Source organism: Streptomyces sp. NBC_00328, assembly GCF_036139655.1.
In the GTDB taxonomy this organism is placed as follows: domain Bacteria; phylum Actinomycetota; class Actinomycetes; order Streptomycetales; family Streptomycetaceae; genus Streptomyces.
Window position 1 is genome coordinate 5,094,041 of record NZ_CP108013.1, and the last position, 18,110, is coordinate 5,112,150.

At 69.2% G+C, this 18,110-nt stretch carries 13 protein-coding genes and 2 tRNA genes; 12 read left to right on the top strand and 3 right to left on the bottom strand.

Annotated elements, in window-relative coordinates:
• Nucleotides 1-839: 839 nt before the first annotated feature.
• From dnaN to OG485_RS22335, 9 genes are all read left to right on the top strand, one after another.
• Nucleotides 840-1,970, top strand: a complete 1,131-nt coding sequence (dnaN, locus tag OG485_RS22295) for a DNA polymerase III subunit beta (protein ID WP_326786746.1) — start codon at nucleotides 840-842, stop codon at nucleotides 1,968-1,970.
• A gap of 189 nt (nucleotides 1,971-2,159) precedes the next feature.
• Complete coding sequence (gene gnd / locus OG485_RS22300; RefSeq protein WP_328670360.1) at nucleotides 2,160-3,035, top strand: phosphogluconate dehydrogenase (NAD(+)-dependent, decarboxylating); 876 nt, start codon at nucleotides 2,160-2,162, stop codon at nucleotides 3,033-3,035.
• Between the two features lie 140 nt (nucleotides 3,036-3,175).
• Nucleotides 3,176-4,300 carry a DNA replication/repair protein RecF gene (gene recF / locus OG485_RS22305; RefSeq protein WP_328670361.1) on the top strand — a complete coding sequence of 375 codons (1,125 nt, stop codon included), beginning with the start codon at nucleotides 3,176-3,178 and terminating at the stop codon, nucleotides 4,298-4,300.
• Complete coding sequence (locus tag OG485_RS22310; RefSeq protein WP_328670362.1) at nucleotides 4,297-4,872, top strand: DUF721 domain-containing protein; 576 nt, start codon at nucleotides 4,297-4,299, stop codon at nucleotides 4,870-4,872. The genes recF and OG485_RS22310 overlap by 4 nt, the downstream gene beginning before the upstream one ends.
• 906 nt (nucleotides 4,873-5,778) lie before the next feature.
• The gene (gene gyrB, locus OG485_RS22315) at nucleotides 5,779-7,842 is read left to right on the top strand and encodes a DNA topoisomerase (ATP-hydrolyzing) subunit B (protein ID WP_328670363.1); all 2,064 of its coding nucleotides are present in this window, start codon (nucleotides 5,779-5,781) and stop codon (nucleotides 7,840-7,842) included.
• Nucleotides 7,843-7,884: 42 nt separating this feature from the next.
• A complete protein-coding gene (gene gyrA / locus OG485_RS22320; protein ID WP_328670364.1) occupies nucleotides 7,885-10,476 on the top strand; it encodes a DNA gyrase subunit A in 2,592 nt (863 codons plus the stop codon).
• Nucleotides 10,477-10,494: 18 nt separating this feature from the next.
• Nucleotides 10,495-11,193, top strand: a complete 699-nt coding sequence (locus tag OG485_RS22325; RefSeq protein ID WP_328670365.1) for a DUF3566 domain-containing protein — start codon at nucleotides 10,495-10,497, stop codon at nucleotides 11,191-11,193.
• A gap of 101 nt (nucleotides 11,194-11,294) precedes the next feature.
• Nucleotides 11,295-11,371: transfer RNA gene (locus OG485_RS22330), tRNA-Ile, on the top strand.
• Nucleotides 11,372-11,442: 71 nt separating this feature from the next.
• A complete protein-coding gene (locus OG485_RS22335) occupies nucleotides 11,443-11,610 on the top strand; it encodes a hypothetical protein (RefSeq protein WP_328670366.1) in 168 nt (55 codons plus the stop codon).
• A gap of 485 nt (nucleotides 11,611-12,095) precedes the next feature.
• Here OG485_RS22335 and OG485_RS22340 read toward each other — a convergent pair whose 3' ends face one another.
• Nucleotides 12,096-12,518, bottom strand: coding sequence for a DUF6344 domain-containing protein (locus OG485_RS22340; RefSeq protein WP_328670367.1), 423 nt, complete (start codon nucleotides 12,516-12,518; stop codon nucleotides 12,096-12,098).
• A 327-nt stretch (nucleotides 12,519-12,845) separates the two neighbouring features.
• Here OG485_RS22340 and OG485_RS22345 point away from each other — a divergent pair, with 327 nt between their 5' ends.
• A complete protein-coding gene (locus tag OG485_RS22345; protein ID WP_003999697.1) occupies nucleotides 12,846-12,974 on the top strand; it encodes a DLW-39 family protein in 129 nt (42 codons plus the stop codon).
• A gap of 286 nt (nucleotides 12,975-13,260) precedes the next feature.
• Nucleotides 13,261-14,754, top strand: coding sequence for a hypothetical protein (locus tag OG485_RS22350; protein WP_328670368.1), 1,494 nt, complete (start codon nucleotides 13,261-13,263; stop codon nucleotides 14,752-14,754).
• 53 nt (nucleotides 14,755-14,807) lie between these two features.
• On the opposite strand, the gene OG485_RS22355 is transcribed toward OG485_RS22350, so the two are convergent.
• Both OG485_RS22355 and OG485_RS22360 read right to left on the bottom strand, forming a co-directional pair.
• Complete coding sequence (locus tag OG485_RS22355) at nucleotides 14,808-16,832, bottom strand: serine/threonine protein kinase (RefSeq protein ID WP_328670369.1); 2,025 nt, start codon at nucleotides 16,830-16,832, stop codon at nucleotides 14,808-14,810.
• A gap of 125 nt (nucleotides 16,833-16,957) precedes the next feature.
• Nucleotides 16,958-17,506, bottom strand: a complete 549-nt coding sequence (locus OG485_RS22360; protein WP_037689714.1) for a helix-turn-helix domain-containing protein — start codon at nucleotides 17,504-17,506, stop codon at nucleotides 16,958-16,960.
• A gap of 182 nt (nucleotides 17,507-17,688) precedes the next feature.
• Between OG485_RS22360 and OG485_RS22365 the strand changes: the two genes are divergently transcribed.
• Nucleotides 17,689-17,761: transfer RNA gene (locus tag OG485_RS22365), tRNA-Ala, on the top strand.
• Nucleotides 17,762-18,110 lie beyond the last annotated feature (349 nt).

Consider the following 18,110-nt stretch of genomic DNA (forward strand, 5'->3'; position numbering starts at 1 on the left):
CTTCGGAGCCGTGTTCCGAGGGTTCCGGCATGGGTGTCGGCGCTACCGACCCGACACCTGCTGTTCGAATCCGAGCCTGGTTACGGCCACTCTCCACAGATGTGGTGACTTTTTTCCGTCCACATCCTGGGGACTGGGAAGTTGTCCAGATCGTTTCCACAGGCAGCACTGTTGAAAGGTCATCAGACCAGGTCAGCAGCCTGTGGATTCGTGGATGAAGACTCTCCACAGCCTGTGGACAAAGAAAAGATCCACAGGCTGCGTGCAGGGTTGTCCACCGGCGATCCACAGGCTGGGGTCAGTTGTCCCCAGCGATCTCCAGCTTCTCCACATCACTGTCCACTGTTCGGCAACGCGCCGCGCCATCTCACCGCGTCGAGTGAAAGGCGTCACACCGAGGTGCCGGATTGGGCTGTGGGGAACGTGGGTAAAGCTGGGGACGACGTTGGGGAGAAGTCGCCCCCGGCTGTGGACCGAGTGTGCAGAACTTTTCGTCGTCCACAGATACCCCAGGTTGTCCACTGCCTTCACCCACAGGGTCGGTGGACAAAAAATCGCCTCTGAGCTGCGAAAACGGGGTTATCCACGGTTTCCACAGGCCCTACTACTAAGACCAACTAGAGAGAGCCTGAGAATCGTTTCGAAGTGGGGGCTGTGCACAACTTGCTCTCGGAGGCTCGACTGCCGCTCGGCACGACTTGACCCCGAGGGGCAACGACTGTCAGCGCGGTGCGTCAGACTGGTCCCCGGTGTCCTCCCCCCAGCGGTCGGAACGACACCGAGTCAGACGACGAAGGCCAGCAGGGCGAGAGCGCCGGCAACAGACGGAGGCGGCAACGGTGAAGATCCGGGTGGAACGCGACGTACTCGCGGAGGCAGTGGCCTGGGCGGCACGCAGCCTCCCGGCCCGTCCGCCGGCTCCTGTGCTCGCAGGCCTCCTCCTGAAGGCCGAGGAGGGCGCACTGAGCCTCTCCAGCTTCGACTACGAGGTCTCGGCGAGGGTCTCCGTGGACGCGGAGATCGACGAAGAGGGCACGGTCCTCGTGTCCGGCCGCCTCCTCGCGGACATCTGCCGGGCGCTGCCCAACCGGCCGGTGGAGATTTCCACAGACGGTGTACGGGCGACCGTGGTCTGCGGCTCCTCGCGGTTCACACTCCACACCCTGCCTGTGGAGGAGTACCCGGCACTGCCCCAGATGCCGTCGGCGACCGGCACCGTCCCCGGTGAGGTCTTCGCCTCCGCCGCCGCCCAGGTGGCCATCGCCGCCGGGCGCGACGACACGCTCCCCGTGCTCACGGGTGTGCGCATCGAGATCGAGGGCGACAAGGTCACCCTGGCGTCCACCGACCGGTACCGCTTCGCGGTCCGCGAGTTCCTGTGGAAGCCGGAGAACCCCGAGGCGTCCGCGGTCGCCCTGGTGCCCGCCAAGACGCTCCTGGACACCGCCAAGGCCCTCACGGGCGGCGACAGCGTGATCCTGGCGCTGTCCGGCTCCGGCGCGGGCGAGGGCCTGATCGGCTTCGAGGGCGCCGGGCGGCGTACGACCACCCGTCTGCTCGAAGGCGACCTCCCGAAGTACCGCTCCCTGTTCCCGACGGAGTTCAACTCCATCGCCGTCATCGAGACCGCCCCCTTCGTGGAGGCCGTCAAGCGTGTGGCCCTGGTCGCCGAGCGCAACACCCCGGTGCGGCTGAGCTTCGAGCAGGGCGTGCTGATCCTGGAGGCCGGCTCCAGCGACGACGCACAGGCTGTGGAAAGGGTCGACGCCCAGCTGGAGGGCGACGACGTCTCGATCGCCTTCAACCCGACGTTCCTGCTCGACGGCCTGAGCGCCATCGACTCGCCGGTGGCCCAGCTCTCCTTCACGACGTCCACGAAGCCGGCGCTGCTCAGCGGCAAGCCCGCCGTGGACGCCGAGGCGGACGAGGCCTACAAGTACCTGATCATGCCGGTGCGCCTGTCCGGCTGATCCCGGAGCCCGCCGGTCCTGGGGACCGGCGGGCGCACCGCGGGCGGGGCATACGTCTGAGCGGGTATGCCCACAGATGTGCGTGAGTTCCACCGGTGCCCGAAAGGCGTGGGTGGTACCCCCCGGTCTAGGCTCGGACCAGGTACGAGAGTGCCCTCACGCCACGTCGCAACCCCTAAGGAACAACTGATGGAGCTCGGTCTCGTCGGCCTCGGCAAGATGGGCGGCAACATGCGCGAGCGGATCCGCCGCGCAGGTCACACCGTCATCGGATACGACCGCAACCCGGACCTCGCCGATGTCCACAGCCTGGAAGAACTTGTGGGCAAGCTCAAGGGCCCGCGCGTGGTGTGGGTCATGGTCCCCGCGGGCGCCGCGACCCAGTCCACCGTCGACGAGCTGGCCGCCCTGCTGGAGCCGGGCGACGTCGTCGTGGACGGCGGCAACTCGCGCTGGACGGACGACGAGAAGCATGCCGTCGAGCTGGGCATCAAGGGCATCGGCTTCGTCGACTGCGGTGTCTCGGGCGGCGTCTGGGGCCTGGAGAACGGCTACGCGCTGATGTACGGCGGCCACGCCGAGCACGTCGCCCTGGTCCAGCCTGTCTTCGACGCGCTCAAGCCCGAGGGCGACTTCGGAGCGGTGCACGCCGGCAAGGTCGGCGCGGGCCACTTCGCGAAGATGGTCCACAACGGCATCGAGTACGCGATGATGCAGGCTTACGCCGAGGGCTGGGAACTGCTCGAGAAGGTCGACTCCGTCACGGACGTGCGCGAGGTCTTCCGTTCCTGGCAGGAGGGCACGGTCATCCGCTCCTGGCTGCTCGACCTCGCCGTCAACGCGCTGGACGAGGACGAGCACCTGGAGAAGCTCAAGGGCTTCGCGCAGGACTCCGGCGAGGGCCGGTGGACCGTGGAGGCCGCCATCGACCACGCGGTGCCGCTGCCCGCGATCACCGCGTCGCTCTTCGCCCGCTTCGCCTCGCGTCAGGACGACTCGCCGCAGATGAAGATGATCGCGGCACTGCGCAACCAGTTCGGCGGCCACGCCGTCGAGAAGGCGTGATCGACGCCCCGGGTTCTCCGTACCCGGGGTGACCCGGTTGTCCACAGCCGGGGGAAGAACCTGAGGACCGGGGTCCGCACGGACCCCGGCCAGAACCCGCAACACCAGAACACCACGCTGGGGGAGGTCGGCGAACGACCATGCACGTCACGCATCTGTCGCTGGCCGACTACCGCTCGTACGCCCGGGTCGAGGTCCCGCTCGACCCGGGCGTCACCGCGTTCGTGGGGCCCAACGGACAGGGCAAGACGAATCTGGTCGAGGCCGTCGGCTATCTCGCGACCCTCGGCAGCCACCGCGTCTCCTCGGACGCGCCGCTCGTCCGCATGGGCGCCGACCGGGCGATCATCCGGGCCAATGTCCGCCAGGGAGAGCGCCAGCAGCTCATCGAGCTGGAGCTGAACCCCGGCAAGGCCAATCGCGCCCGCATCAACAGGTCCTCCCAGGTCAGACCCCGTGACGTACTCGGCATCGTACGAACCGTCCTGTTCGCGCCCGAGGATCTCGCCCTGATCAAGGGCGACCCCGGGGAGCGACGCCGGTTCCTCGACGAACTGATCACCGCCCGCTCCCCGCGCATGGCAGGCGTCCGATCCGACTACGACCGGGTCCTCAAGCAGCGCAACACCCTGCTGAAGTCGGCCGCGATGGCCCGTCGGCACGGCGGCCGCACCATGGACCTGTCCACGCTCGACGTGTGGGACCAGCACCTCGCGCGCGTGGGAGCCGAGCTGATGGCCCAGCGGCTCGACCTGGTCGCGGCGATCCAGCCGCTGGCCGACAAGGCGTACGAGCAGCTGGCGCCCGGCGGCGGGCCCGTCGTCCTGGAGTACAAGGCGTCCTCGCCCGGCGTCGTGGGTCACGCCCGCGAGGAGCTCTACGCGCAGCTCATGGCCGCCATGGAGGAGGGCCGCAAGCCGGAGATCGAGCGCGGTGTGACCCTCGTGGGGCCCCACCGGGACGATCTGGTCCTCAAGCTCGGCCAGCTGCCCGCCAAGGGATACGCCTCGCACGGAGAGTCCTGGTCGTACGCGCTCGCGCTGCGCCTGGCCTCGTACGACCTGCTCAGGGCCGAGGGCAACGAGCCGGTGCTGGTCCTCGACGACGTCTTCGCGGAGCTGGACAGCCGCAGACGCGAGCGCCTCGCGGAGCTTGTCGCCCCCGGTGAGCAGGTCCTCGTGACAGCCGCGGTGGACGACGACGTACCGGATGTTCTGGCCGGGACGCGGTACGCCGTGTCCGAAGGCACGGTGGAGCGCCTATGACGGAGAACACATCGGGGACGGGCGGCGAGAACGCGTCCGGCGCCGGGCCCCGCAAGAAGACCCCGGAGCCGTCCGGCGTCGACCTCGCGCGCGTGGCGCTGCGCGCCGCGAAGGAGCAGGCACGCGCGCGTGGGGACGCGGCCCAGCTGAAGAAGCAGGCGCGGCGCGGCGGTGGCCTGCGTTCCGGCTCCGGTGCCGACGGACGCGACCCCATGGCGCTCGGCGCCGCCATCAACCGGCTGCTCACCGAGCGCGGCTGGGAGACCCCGGCCGCGGTGGGCGGCGTGATGGGCCGCTGGCCGCAGATCGTCGGCGACGACCTGGCCAACCACTGCGTTCCGCTGCGCTACGACGACGACCCGGCCGAGAAGGTGCTCACGGTGCAGTGCGACTCGACCGCCTGGGCGACCCAGCTGCGCCTGCTGGCGCCGCAACTGGTGGCGCGGCTGAACCAGGACCTCGGTCACGGCACCGTGCGTCTGCTCAAGGTCCAGGGGCCGACGGGTCCCCCGCGCCGGTACGGGCCGCTGCGCGCTCCGGGCAGCACGGGTCCCGGCGACACCTACGGGTGACCGATCCGCGCCCGCCGGTCCTGCGGACGGCGTACCCGCGTGGACGCCCCTCACAGGGCGGTGACCGGCGCCGCCGGGCCCGCGGGCGACCGTCGGACGATCGGCCGCGGCGGTCCCGAGCGCGGGCGATCCTGATCCCTCCACGGACGGCCGGCGCGTCAGCGCGTCGACCGCGGTTGATCCAGGCGATGCCGGCCGTCTTCGGACCCGGCGATCTCGACCGTTTCCGGGTCGGCTGACCCGCCGACCCGGGAGATCGTGACCGGGCCGGGCCGATGGTCATGGGCGAATTCCGGCCGTCGTCCGGGGCGGTGCCGGGCCGTGCCGCGCCCGGGTTCGGGGCGTGTGCCGCCGCCGCGGGGTACGGGAGGCGGCCGATCGCCGCACCCCCGGATCCCTCACCGATCCCGCCCGTGGATGCCCCTCTGTCCTCCGTGGTCCTCGGTGGCTGTCTCCCCTGGGGTGCGCCGCTCTCGGTCACCCCCCGCCCGGCAATACGGAGAACCATCGATATCCGCTGGTCAGAGGAGTATCGATGACTGCCCAAAGGTCACCTCGGACACCCTGTGGGACGCCGCTCGGCATGCTTCGGGCGACCTCCGCGGGCCCCCGCGCGCGACGGCGGACGGCGACCTGACCCGTGAGTAGCCGGGGGTTGACACTCGGAAGGGCTGAGTGCCGCTGTAAGCCTCTTTGGGCCCGGGTCCGCATATGGGGAGTCGGGCGAGACCGGTTCAGGGCGGCACATGCGGACTCAGGTACCGGCAAACCCCCATCACTGTCAGCGCTACCGGTAGACTGGAAGCTAATCCCGCCCCACTAGTGGGACGCACCGAGCAACGCTGACTAAGGCTTACCACCGCAACACGCCGCAGCCGCTCCGGCCACCCGCCGGGAGTTCGGCTTGTGCTGTGCCAGAAAGGGCGCTTCGTGGCCGATTCCGGCAACCCCAACGAGAACATCCCGTCCACCGACGCCGGCGCGAACGGCGAGGTCACATCCTCGTACGACGCCAGTGCCATCACCGTCCTCGAGGGTCTGGACGCGGTCCGCAAGCGACCTGGCATGTACATCGGTTCGACCGGTGAGCGTGGACTCCACCACCTCGTGTACGAGGTGGTGGACAACTCGGTCGACGAGGCGCTGGCCGGCCACGCGGACACGATCGATATCACGATCCTCCCGGACGGCGGAGTACGCGTCGTCGACAACGGCCGCGGCATCCCGGTGGGCATCGTCGCCTCCGAGGGCAAGCCGGCCCTCGAGGTCGTGCTGACCGTGCTGCACGCGGGCGGCAAGTTCGGCGGCGGCGGCTACGCGGTCTCCGGCGGTCTGCACGGCGTCGGCGTCTCCGTCGTGAACGCCCTGTCGAGCAAGATCTCCGTCGAGGTCAAGACGGACGGCCACCGGTATACGCAGGAATACAAGCTGGGCGTCCCGACGGCCCCTCTCTCCCAGCACGAGGCCACGAACGAGACCGGAACGTCGGTCACCTTCTGGGCCGACGCGGACATCTTCGAGACCACGGAGTACTCCTTCGAGACGCTCTCGCGGCGCTTCCAGGAGATGGCGTTCCTCAACAAGGGTTTGACGATCAAACTCACTGATGAGCGCGATTCGGCGAAGGCCGTCGCCGGGGCGGACGAGGCGGGCGCCGACGAGAAGGACGAGGTCAAGACCGTCACGTACCACTACGAAGGCGGCATCGTCGACTTCGTGAAGTACCTCAACTCCCGTAAGGGAGAAGCGGTGCACCCCACCGTCATCGACCTCGAAGCCGAGGACAAGGACAAGAGCCTGTCCCTCGAGGTCGCGATGCAGTGGAACAGCGGCTACAGCGAGGGCGTGTACTCCTTCGCCAACATCATCCACACCCACGAGGGCGGCACGCACGAGGAAGGCTTCCGTGCGGCGCTGACCTCGCTCATCAACAAGTACGCGCGCGACAAGAAGCTGCTTCGCGAGAAGGACGACAACCTCACGGGTGACGACATCCGCGAGGGTCTGACCGCGATCATCTCGGTCAAGCTGAGCGAGCCTCAGTTCGAGGGCCAGACCAAGACCAAGCTGGGCAACACGGAGGCGAAGACCTTCGTCCAGAAGGCGGTCTACGAGCACCTCAACGACTGGCTGGACCGCAACCCGGTCGAGGCCGCGGACATCATCCGCAAGTCCATCCAGGCGGCCACCGCGCGCGTGGCGGCCCGCAAGGCGCGTGACCTCACCCGCCGCAAGGGCCTCCTGGAGTCGGCGTCCCTGCCGGGCAAGCTCTCCGACTGCCAGTCGAACGACCCCATCAAGTGCGAGATCTTCATCGTCGAGGGTGACTCCGCCGGCGGCTCGGCCAAGTCCGGCCGGAACCCGCAGTACCAAGCCATCCTCCCGATCCGGGGAAAGATCCTCAACGTCGAGAAGGCGCGGATCGACAAGATCCTGCAGAACCAGGAGATCCAGGCACTGATCTCCGCCTTCGGCACCGGAGTCCACGAGGACTTCGACATCGCGAAGCTCCGCTATCACAAGATCATTCTGATGGCGGACGCCGACGTGGACGGCCAGCACATCAACACCCTGCTGCTGACCTTCCTGTTCCGCTTCATGCGGCCGCTGGTCGAGGCCGGGCACGTGTTCCTGTCGCGTCCGCCGCTCTACAAGATCAAGTGGGGCCGGGACGACTTCGAGTACGCGTACTCGGACCGCGAGCGCGACGCGCTGATCGAGCTCGGCCGCCAGGCCGGCAAGCGCGTGCGCGAGGACTCGATCCAGCGCTTCAAGGGTCTCGGTGAGATGAACGCCGAGGAGCTGCGCATCACGACCATGGACCAGGAGCACCGCGTCCTCGGTCAGGTCACCCTCGACGACGCCGCCCAGGCCGACGATCTCTTCTCCGTCCTCATGGGCGAGGACGTCGAGGCCCGCCGCGCGTTCATCCAGCGCAACGCCAAGGACGTCCGCTTCCTCGACATCTGAGTCGGTCTCAGCTGACCGCGTCAGAAAGGATCTTCACCAGCAATGACCGACGAGAACGCACCGAGCAATCCTGAAGCGGGCGACATCGCCATGCGCATCGAGCCCGTCGGGCTCGAGACCGAGATGCAGCGCTCGTACCTCGACTACGCGATGTCCGTCATCGTGTCGCGCGCGCTGCCCGACGTGCGGGACGGTCTCAAGCCCGTCCACCGCCGCGTCCTGTACGCCATGTACGACGGCGGCTACCGGCCTGAGAAGGGCTTCTACAAGTGCGCCCGCGTCGTCGGCGACGTCATGGGCACCTACCACCCGCACGGCGACTCCTCGATCTACGACGCGCTGGTCCGTCTCGCACAGCCGTGGTCGATGCGGATGCCGCTGGTGGACTCCAACGGCAACTTCGGCTCTCCCGGCAACGACCCGGCCGCCGCCATGCGGTACACCGAGTGCAAGCTGAAGCCGCTGTCCATGGAGATGGTCCGCGACATCGACGAGGAGACCGTCGATTTCACGGACAACTACGACGGCCGCAACCAGGAGCCGACGGTCCTGCCGGCCCGCTTCCCGAACCTGCTGATCAACGGTTCGGCGGGTATCGCGGTCGGTATGGCCACCAACATCCCGCCGCACAACCTGCGCGAGGTCGCGGCCGGCGCCCAGTGGTACCTGGAGAACCCCGAGGCCTCCCACGAGGAGCTCCTGGACGCCCTGATCGAGCGCATCAAGGGCCCCGACTTCCCGAGTGGCGCCCTGGTGGTGGGCCGCAAGGGCATCGAGGAGGCGTACCGCACGGGCCGTGGCTCCATCACGATGCGCGCGGTCGTCGACGTCGAGGAGATCCAGAACCGCCAGTGCCTGGTGGTCACCGAACTCCCGTACCAGGTCAACCCCGACAACCTCGCCCAGAAGATCGCCGACCTGGTCAAGGACGGCAAGGTCGGCGGCATCGCGGACGTGCGGGACGAGACCAGCTCCCGTACCGGCCAGCGGCTCGTGATCGTCCTCAAGCGGGACGCCGTCGCCAAGGTCGTCCTGAACAACCTCTACAAGCACACCGACCTGCAGACGAACTTCGGCGCGAACATGCTGGCGCTCGTCGACGGTGTGCCGCGCACCCTCTCCCTGGACGCGTTCATCCGCCACTGGGTGGCGCACCAGATCGAGGTCATCGTCCGCCGGACGAAGTTCCGGCTGCGCAAGGCCGAGGAGCGCGCGCACATCCTGCGCGGCCTGCTGAAGGCCCTGGACGCCATCGACGAGGTCATCGCGCTCATCCGGCGCAGCGACACCGTGGAGATCGCGCGCGAGGGCCTGATGGGCCTCCTGGAGATCGACGAGATCCAGGCCAACGCGATCCTCGAGATGCAGCTGCGCCGACTGGCCGCCCTGGAGCGCCAGAAGATCATCCAGGAGCACGACGAGCTCCAGGCCAAGATCCGCGAGTACAACGAGATCCTCGCCTCGCCGTTGCGCCAGCGCGGCATCATCAGCGAGGAGCTCGCCGCGATCGTCGAGAAGTTCGGCGACGACCGCCGCTCCAAGCTGGTGCCCTTCGACGGTGACATGTCCATCGAGGACCTGATCGCCGAAGAGGACATCGTCGTCACCATCACGCGCGGCGGCTACATCAAGCGCACCAAGACCGAGGACTACCGCTCGCAGAAGCGGGGCGGCAAGGGCGTCCGCGGTACGAAGCTGAAGCAGGACGACATCGTCGACCACTTCTTCGTGTCGACGACGCACCACTGGCTGCTGTTCTTCACCAACAAGGGCCGGGTCTACCGCGCCAAGGCCTACGAGCTCCCGGACGCCGGCCGTGACGCGCGCGGCCAGCACGTCGCCAACCTGCTGGCCTTCCAGCCGGACGAGGCGATCGCCGAGATCCTCGCGATCCGCGACTACGAGGCGGCGCCCTATCTCGTGCTGGCCACCAAGGGCGGACTGGTCAAGAAGACACCGCTCAAGGATTACGATTCGCCCCGCGCCGGCGGTGTCATCGCCATCAACCTTCGTGAGACGGAGGACGGATCCGACGACGAACTGATCGGAGCCGAGCTCGTCTCCGCAGAGGACGATCTGCTGCTGATCAGCAAGAAGGCCCAGTCGATCAGGTTCACCGCGACGGATGACGCTTTGCGACCGATGGGCCGTGCGACCTCGGGCGTCAAGGGCATGAGCTTCCGCGAGAGCGACGAGCTGCTCTCGATGAATGTTGTTCGACCCGGTACGTTCGTGTTCACTGCCACAGACGGTGGGTACGCGAAGCGGACCGCCGTCGACGAGTACCGCGTCCAGGGTCGCGGCGGCCTCGGTATCAAGGCCGCCAAGATCGTCGAGGACCGTGGTTCCCTGGTCGGCGCGCTGGTGGTCGAGGAGACCGACGAGATCCTCGCCATCACACTGTCCGGTGGTGTGATTCGTACGCGAGTCAACGAGGTCAGGGAGACGGGCCGTGACACCATGGGCGTCCAACTGATCAACCTGGGCAAGCGCGATGCCGTGGTCGGCATCGCTCGTAACGCCGAGGCCGGCCGGGAGGCGGAGGAGGTCGACGGCGATGAGGCCGTGGACGAGACCGCCGAAGGCGTCGAGGCCGTCGGTACGGAAGAGGGCGAGCCGTCCTCGGCCGAGTAGCGCGAGGAGTGAGTCGTCGTGAGTGGAGCCACGGGCGCCGGATCGACCGGTACGGAAACGGACGGCGGCCGTGGCACCGCCATGGACGGAACTGACTCCCATGACTCTCATGGATCCCAGGGGGGAACTGTGACCGACACCCGAGGCCAGCAGGCCCAGCAGCACGCGGGCGGGCAGGCGGCCCCGGTCGCGCCGCCGGTGGCGCCGTCCGCGGCGGCATCGCCGCTGCCGGGTGAGCGGCACGGGCAGCAGCCCGCACAGCCGTATCACCCGCCGCAGGCGTACCCGGCGCAGGCTCCGGCCGGCGCGGTCCGCCGGCCGCGTACGGGCGCGCGGACGACGCCGCGCGTGCGCAAGGCGCGGCTGCGGGTGGCCAAGGCCGACCCGTGGTCGGTGATGAAGGTCAGCTTCCTGCTCTCCATCGCGCTCGGCATCTGCACGATCGTGGCGGCGGCGGTGCTGTGGATGGTCATGGACGCGATGGGCGTCTTCTCGACCGTCGGCGGCACGATCTCCGAGGCGACCGGGTCGAACGAGTCCAACGGCTTCGACCTCCAGTCGTTCCTCTCGCTGCCGCACGTCCTGATGTTCACGTCGGTCATCGCGGTCATCGACGTGGTCCTCGCGACCGCTCTGGCGACCCTCGGAGCGTTCATCTACAACCTCTCCGCCGGCTTCGTCGGCGGCGTGGAGCTGACCCTCGCAGAGGACGAGTGAGGGCGCGTTCAAACGCCCTCCGACTATCGATTTTGGGACTGGCCGCGTCGTGCGCTAATCTTCAGAGGTCAGCGCGCGGGACACACACCGCAAAGCGCGGCGGGGCTATAGCTCAGTTGGTTAGAGCGCATCCCTGATAAGGATGAGGCCACAGGTTCAAATCCTGTTAGCCCCACCAGTGCAAAGGCCCCCGGTCCATTCGGACCGGGGGCCTTTGACATCTGCGGCTGACATCAACCAAGGGGCGCGATGACGGATCCCGATGACGTCGACCCCCGCTACGACGATCCGTATGAGCGCGGGAAGCTCGATCGGGCCTCCTGCGGCTGGATCTTCATGGGTGGGTGCCTCCTCGTGGTGCTCGCGTCGATCGTGATGATGGTGGGGTTTGTGGCGGCGATGGGTACCCAGCGCTAGCCGATGAGTGGACCTTCGGGCGCTCGGCGGGCTTGCCGACCGCCCGGAGGCGTTGCCGCATTGTCGAAGGCCCGGCGACTCGGAAGAGTCGCCGGGCCTTTGCCCTGGGTGCTTTGTACGCAAGTTCGCCGCTACTTCAGGGTGTCCGTGAGGGGGTACGGGCCGCGCTCCACGGAGTGGGGCCCGAGGGGATGCCGAGGAACGGTGGTTCAGGGAGCGGCCGGGAACCGTGAGGCTGGGGAAGTGGCCGGGGGCGGTGTCCGTGCTTTCCGCCCCGTACCGAGTTCTCGTACGGCGCTTCCCGCCTGCTGCGGTGTTCGTCCGGCGTCGTTCGTCCGGCGTCTGTGCGACGCCCGTCCTGTGCCGGCCGTGGTGCCTGTTCGTGCCTGCCGAGGCGCCCGTCCAGGGGCCTGCCTCGATGACCGTCCTGTGCCTGCCGTGGTGCCTGGATCGGCGCCTGTCCCGGCGCCCGGATCGGGGCCGGCTCAGCGCTGGAGCTGTGTGACCGGCGTGAGGGCCCCCAGAGGCTCTGTGCCGGGCGTTGCGAGCGTCTCGGGCCTGGAACAGGCGTCGGGTTCCGCGAGGCCTTCCACGCTGCCGGGAGCGGCGGCCTCCGTCGTGCCCTCGTCCGCCGGTGCGCGGTGTCGGCAGCTCGGCGAGGAGCCGTGCGCCTCGGCGCGGATGCGTTGCTTCATCGTGGGGGGCAGGGCCCGGTTGTAGGACCAGGTCCAGGCTGCCGGGACCTGGGCGATCGCCGGGGCCGCCACCGAGGACTCCGTGTTGCGGGCCGGGCCGGCCTGCGGTACCGCGGCGGCCGCGGTGGTGGTGACGAGTCCGAGCGTCGTGCAGAGCGCCAGGAAGGCGGTGACGATCGCGCTCCACATCTTCATGACCTTGTTCTGGGTCACGGCCCCTCACTTTCGGGTCGGGCGATTTGCGTACTTTCCTCATGATGTGTATGCGGGCCGTGAAGTGGTGGACCTGCGCCCGTGGCGCGTTGATGTTCAGATGAACACCACCCGGATGGCGGCAAGTGATCAGAAAAGTGCGTGAATGCCCATAAAAGTAACAGTCTGTGACGCGTGATCACTGTGAGATCGGGGCGGTGTCATCCCGCTCTCCCGCTGTGCGGGGGGCCGCAGTTGGGGGCCGATCCAGGTCACCGATCGATATCGGTCGGTGTGTATAGTCGGGCGCCAGAAGTCCCCTACGTCAACGAAGGACGAGGTCGCGCGGTGAAGAAGCTTCTCCTGGTCGCACTGGCCGCCATCGGCGGGCTCCTCGTGTACCGCCAGATCCAGGCGGATCGCGCCGAGCAGGATCTGTGGACGGAGGCGACCGACTCCGTGCCCACGGGTTCGTGAGATCGACAACAGTCTCGGAGCAGACCCCGGCCGCCTCGCGGTCGGGGTTTTGTGTTTCCCGGGAGCCCGTCGGTTCACGAACGCAAGCGAATCGGTTGCGGAGGCAAAACCCGAGGGTGTTCGGCCGCTTCCTTTCGGCCGCTCCCTCCGATAGCCCGGGTGTCGTGGTGGCCGACGGGGCAGGATGGTCCGCGCCAGGGGCTTCGACGAGGGGTGGCGCGTGATGGGGCGGCGCACGAAGGGCCGGTGTGCCGGAGGCCGGCTTGCGAGGTCGTGGCACGGCCGGATGCTCGCGGCCACGGCGGTGGCTGCCGCGCTGTGTGTGAGCCCCGCCCCCACGGGCCGGGCCGCCGCCGCCCCCTGGACCGTCGATGCGCGGACCACCGCGAAGGCCGCGAGCACGGCCGCCGACGGCACGTCCGGGCCGTACGCCTTCGCCGAGGACGCCGTCGCCGTCAAGGGCGCGGCCGGCACGACCGACTCCGTACTCCTTCGGCCCGGCCGGGCGTACAAGAGCTCCGTCGGACTCGCGGGGAGGGACGGCAGGCTGTATTACCGCCTCGAACTCGGTGCCGACTCCGACGCGTACGTCTCCGCCACCGCCGTCCCCCGGCCCGGCGCGACGGTCTCCTACTCGGACGGCCTCAAGGTCTCCCTTCAGGACGCCAACGGCCGCAACTGCTCCTTCACCGGCACCGTCCACTTCGGCGCCACCCAGAGCCCGCACCCCATCGCCGCCTGGGCCTCCCGCGAGACGAGCGGTGAGCGGTACGCCTGCCAGACGGCGGGAACGTACTACGTGGTCGTCGAACGGACCGGGGCGGCGGGCGCGACGAGCGGCAGGGAGGCTCCGTCCGGCACGGAGTCCTCCGCGTCCCGCCCCTGGGACCTGGAACTCGGCTATGTGTCGGAGCCCGCTCTGAAGACGGCGTCCGGACCGACGAGCGCTCCGGAGGTCTGGAACTCGGCGTCGCCCGAGCCGCTCGTGGGGGACGCGAAGCACCGCGCCGGCGGCGCGGGGTTCAGCGGGGCCGTCCCGCTCGGACAGGGAGTCTGGAAGGACGGCATCAGCCCGGGGCAGACCCGCTTCTACAAGGTGCCGGTCGACTGGGGACAGCAGGTCTACGCGACCGCGGACCTGGGCAGCGCGAGCCGGGGAGAGGGCTCTGTCGGCACCGCCCTCGTCATGTCCCTCTACAACCCGGTACGAGGCCTCGTCGACGGCGTCGGCTCCGGGTACGACGGCAGCCAGCGTTCCGCCGCGCTCGCCCCCCTGCCTCCCGTCGCCTACGAGAACCGCTTCGCGCTCAACGACCGTGTGAGCGGGATGCGGTTCGCCGGCTCCTACTACCTCGTGGTCCATCTCGCCGCGCAGGTCGCCGACCGCTTCGGCGAGGGTCCGTTCGGGCTGACGCTGCGGGTGCGCGTGACCGGAGCGGCGGGGACGGGCCCTGCCTACGCGGGGAAACCGGTACCCGGGGACGTGTTCGCCGTTCCGGTGGGCGGCTCCGGCGACGCGGCCGGCGACGGAACGGCGGACGGTGCGGCGGACACCGGTCAGAGCAGCGGCGGCACCGGCCGCGGCGACGTCATGAAACTGGTCGCCGCGGCCGGCATCGGCACCGGAACCCTGCTGATGCTGACGCTCGGGATGTGGACCGTGATCGCGCGCCGCCGGGCGGCGCGGACCGTCCGGCCCGCGCCCGAGGACGCCGATACGGCCTCGGCCTCGCTGCCGGCACCGGCCCCTTGGGAGCACGGGGCGGCACGGGGCCGGTAGCGCCGGCGCCGCCTTTCGTTCTTCCCGGACTCAGACCTGGGTCGGTCCCGGACTCAGACCTGGGTCAGTGCCCAGAATCCGACCGCGAAACAGGCCAGGGCGAGCAGCAGCATCGGCACGGCGACCGCGGCGGGCGGCCCCGGACGCGGACGTGCGCGCCTTCTGCGGTGTCCCGGACGGGCCGAGGTCCCTGGCGGAACCTGAACGGACCGAGCGGTGTACGAAACGGTGGAGGCGTACGTGTGCTGCGGCATCGCGGCGGATGGGACCGGGGACCGGTGCGGGGCGGACGCGTACACGGGAAGCGGCGCGGTCGGGGGAGTCGGGGTCGGCGTCGGGGTCGGGTCGTAAGGCGGCGGAGAGAACGGCGCGGACACCGGCGGGGGGAGCGGGACCGAGGTGGGGGGAGTGGGCTCCTGCAGGTCCGGGCGGGGCTCCTGCAGGTCCGGGCGGGGCTCCTGAGGGTGCGGTGTCGGTGGGTAGGGGGACCGGTCGCCGGGAGGTTCGGTCGGCGGCTGTCGCCGGGGGTCGGCGGCGGCCGCGGGCTGCGGCGGAGGCAGATGGAAACTACCGGTGTCCGACATCGAGGACGGCTGGGGGGAGATCCCGGGTGTGGGTTCCTGGGGTGTGTCGTCCGGTGCGGCGGGGGACCGGTCGTCCTCGGACGCGGGCCGGGCCCGTACGCCGTCGGGGGCGGCCGGGGGCTGTACGTGCTCGGAGCCGGGCTCAACTCCCGCCCGGGCGCGGCTCGGTTGAGCCGGTATGCCGTCCCCGGCGGGCCACTGCCCCGAGCCCTGCTCGGCACCGGCGTGACGGGATTCCGGTACGTTCCCGGTCCCGAGGCCGCGTGACCCGTCCCTGGAGCCGGGGACGGACCGGAGGCCTCCGTGAGCGTCCTTTTGCGGCTCCCGCAACTCCCCTGACTCATCCGGGGGGACGGGCGCGGAGCCGGATTCCTCCTCCGGGCCGGGCGCGGGCGTGGAGGCTGGAAGAACGCCTGAGCGGCTTGAACCGCGTCTTGTGCCGGAGCCGGGGCCGATTTCCGAACCGGGGACAGCGCCGAACCCTGATCCGAAATCTGATCCGACATGCGATCCGGAGCTCGGGTCGGAGCCGATTCCCGGGGCCGCCGCTGTGGTGTCCGGAAATCCGCGGGAGGACAGGGTCCGTGAACTCCCTGTCGACGCTGCGCCCCGTTCCAGGGGGCCTCTGGGTCCGAACCCCTCCGGCAGCGGCCCGAGTTGGTCGAAGACCTCGATGAGTTCGTCGTCGGGTCCGGGCTCGGGCAGCAGCTCGACCGCCGCGGCGAGGGCCTTGCGCGCCCCTGTGGCGGTCCGGAAGCGGGCCTGCGGATCGGGCTGGAGGAGCATCGCCACGACCTGCCACAGGGGCTCGGGTATGCCCCGCGGCGCGGACGGCGTTCCGTGCTCGGCGAAGTACTCGATCAGCGCCTTGGCGTCGGGCTTGCCGCCCTCCAGGAGGTACAGCGCGACCAGGCCGACGGCGAACAGGTCGGCGGGAAAATCGGGCTCGCAGCCCAGCATCTGTTCGGGCGCGAAGTAACCCGGCGTTCCCACCACGTAGTTGGTCTCGGTCAGGCGCGGTTCGCCCAGCCGCATGGCGATGCCGAAGTCGGACAGACGCAACCTCGGCCGGCCCGTGCCGGTCGCTTCGAGAAGTATGTTGGCGGGCTTGATGTCACGGTGCACCACTCCCTCCGCGTGCACGGCGCCGAGACCCGCCAGGAGCTGGTCGGTCAGGGTGCAGACGAACGCGGGAGGCAGGGGGCCGTAGTCGTTGACCAGATGGACCAGGGAGCCCCCGGCCACCAGGTCCATGGTGAACAGGACCTTGTCGTCGTCGGCGGCCCAGCTGGCGGGAGCCAGTACATGGGGATGATCGATCCGCAGCGCCTGTTCCCGCACGAATCGCAGCAGGGCGTGCGCGTCGCTCTGCTGGAGCACCTTGGCGGCCACGTACCGGCGCCGCCTGTGGTCCCAGGCGCGCCACACCGCACCGACTCCCCCGCGCCCGATCGGGTCGACCAGTTCGTACCGGCCTGCGAAGACCTCACCCATGGTCGTACGTCGCTCCCCTTCGGCGGTCGGTCCGGAGACCTCTTCCGAGGTGCCCGGCTGCATGACGTGCGGCGGCTGGAAGGTGTCACTGCTTCCAGCTCCCGCGGTCGGCGGCCGGGCTCGGCTCAGTTCTGGTGGGACTGGTAGTGCGCGACCGCGTCGGACGTACGGCCGGCACCGTAGACCCGGAGGAACTCTGCCAGTTCCGGGTGGGTCGGGGCGAGAGTGTCCGCCGCGTCGATGATGTCTCCGGCGGCGGCCACCGAACGCAGCAGCGACTGGATCTCGCGGACCACCCGCTTGACCGTCGGGGCTCCCGAACTGGTCGTGGACTGCGTGGTGTTGCTGAGCACCGATCCCCCCTGGGACTTCTTGATCTCGTCCATCCGCTCGGTCGCCTCGGCGGCGCTGACGCTCCCGTCGGCGACCTGCCCCGCCAGGTCCTGCAGAAGCTGGACGCGCTGGACCACCGCCGGATTGCCGATCTTGGCCCGCTGACCGCTCATCAGCTGCGACAACATGGGCGCGGACAGCCCCAGCACCCCGGCAAGACGCGCCTGATTCAGACCCAGGTCCTCTATGAGCCTACGGAAGAGCGCCCCCAACGGCTCCCCATACCAGTTCCGCTGCAGCTCCCGGGCTCTCGCGGTTGCTTCCTGCTGTGCGGCGTCCATTGCGTCTCCCCATCGCTTCCCCAAGTACCGCGGTTCGCGACAGCGAACCACGTCGAGCATCTTACGGAGAGTGGTCGTCCACGGGGACCCCCAATATTTTGCGAGATCCCCTGGGTGACCCGGTACTCTGGTCTGCGGCGCCCGTCGACAGATGGTTCCTGTGGTCGGACGCTCCTCATTACGGGGCCTTAGCTCAGTTGGTAGAGCGCTGTCTTTGCATGGCAGATGTCAGGGGTTCGACTCCCCTAGGCTCCACACACCGGACCGGCCAGACGCCCACAGGGCGGCTGGCCGGTTTTCGTATGCCCCTGCGTCCGTGCGCGCCCCTGGTGAGACGGTTCCCGGACCGGGCGGGACCAAGGGTGAGCCACTTCAGTGACGTGAGTCACAGGAGTGACTTTGCAGGCGTTGCAATTCTTTGCGCAAACAGAATGGGCGGCGCGCGCCCTTTGGGCCGGCTGTGCGTACGGCGGGCGCGGTGTCGCGGAGGTGGCAGGGCTGCCAGGACCCTTGCGTGAGCTGCCGAACGGGCTGCCGGGTGACCGCTTCGACGCATTCTGTCAACAACATCTCCATGGATGCTGCACACGAAGACCGTTGCAAA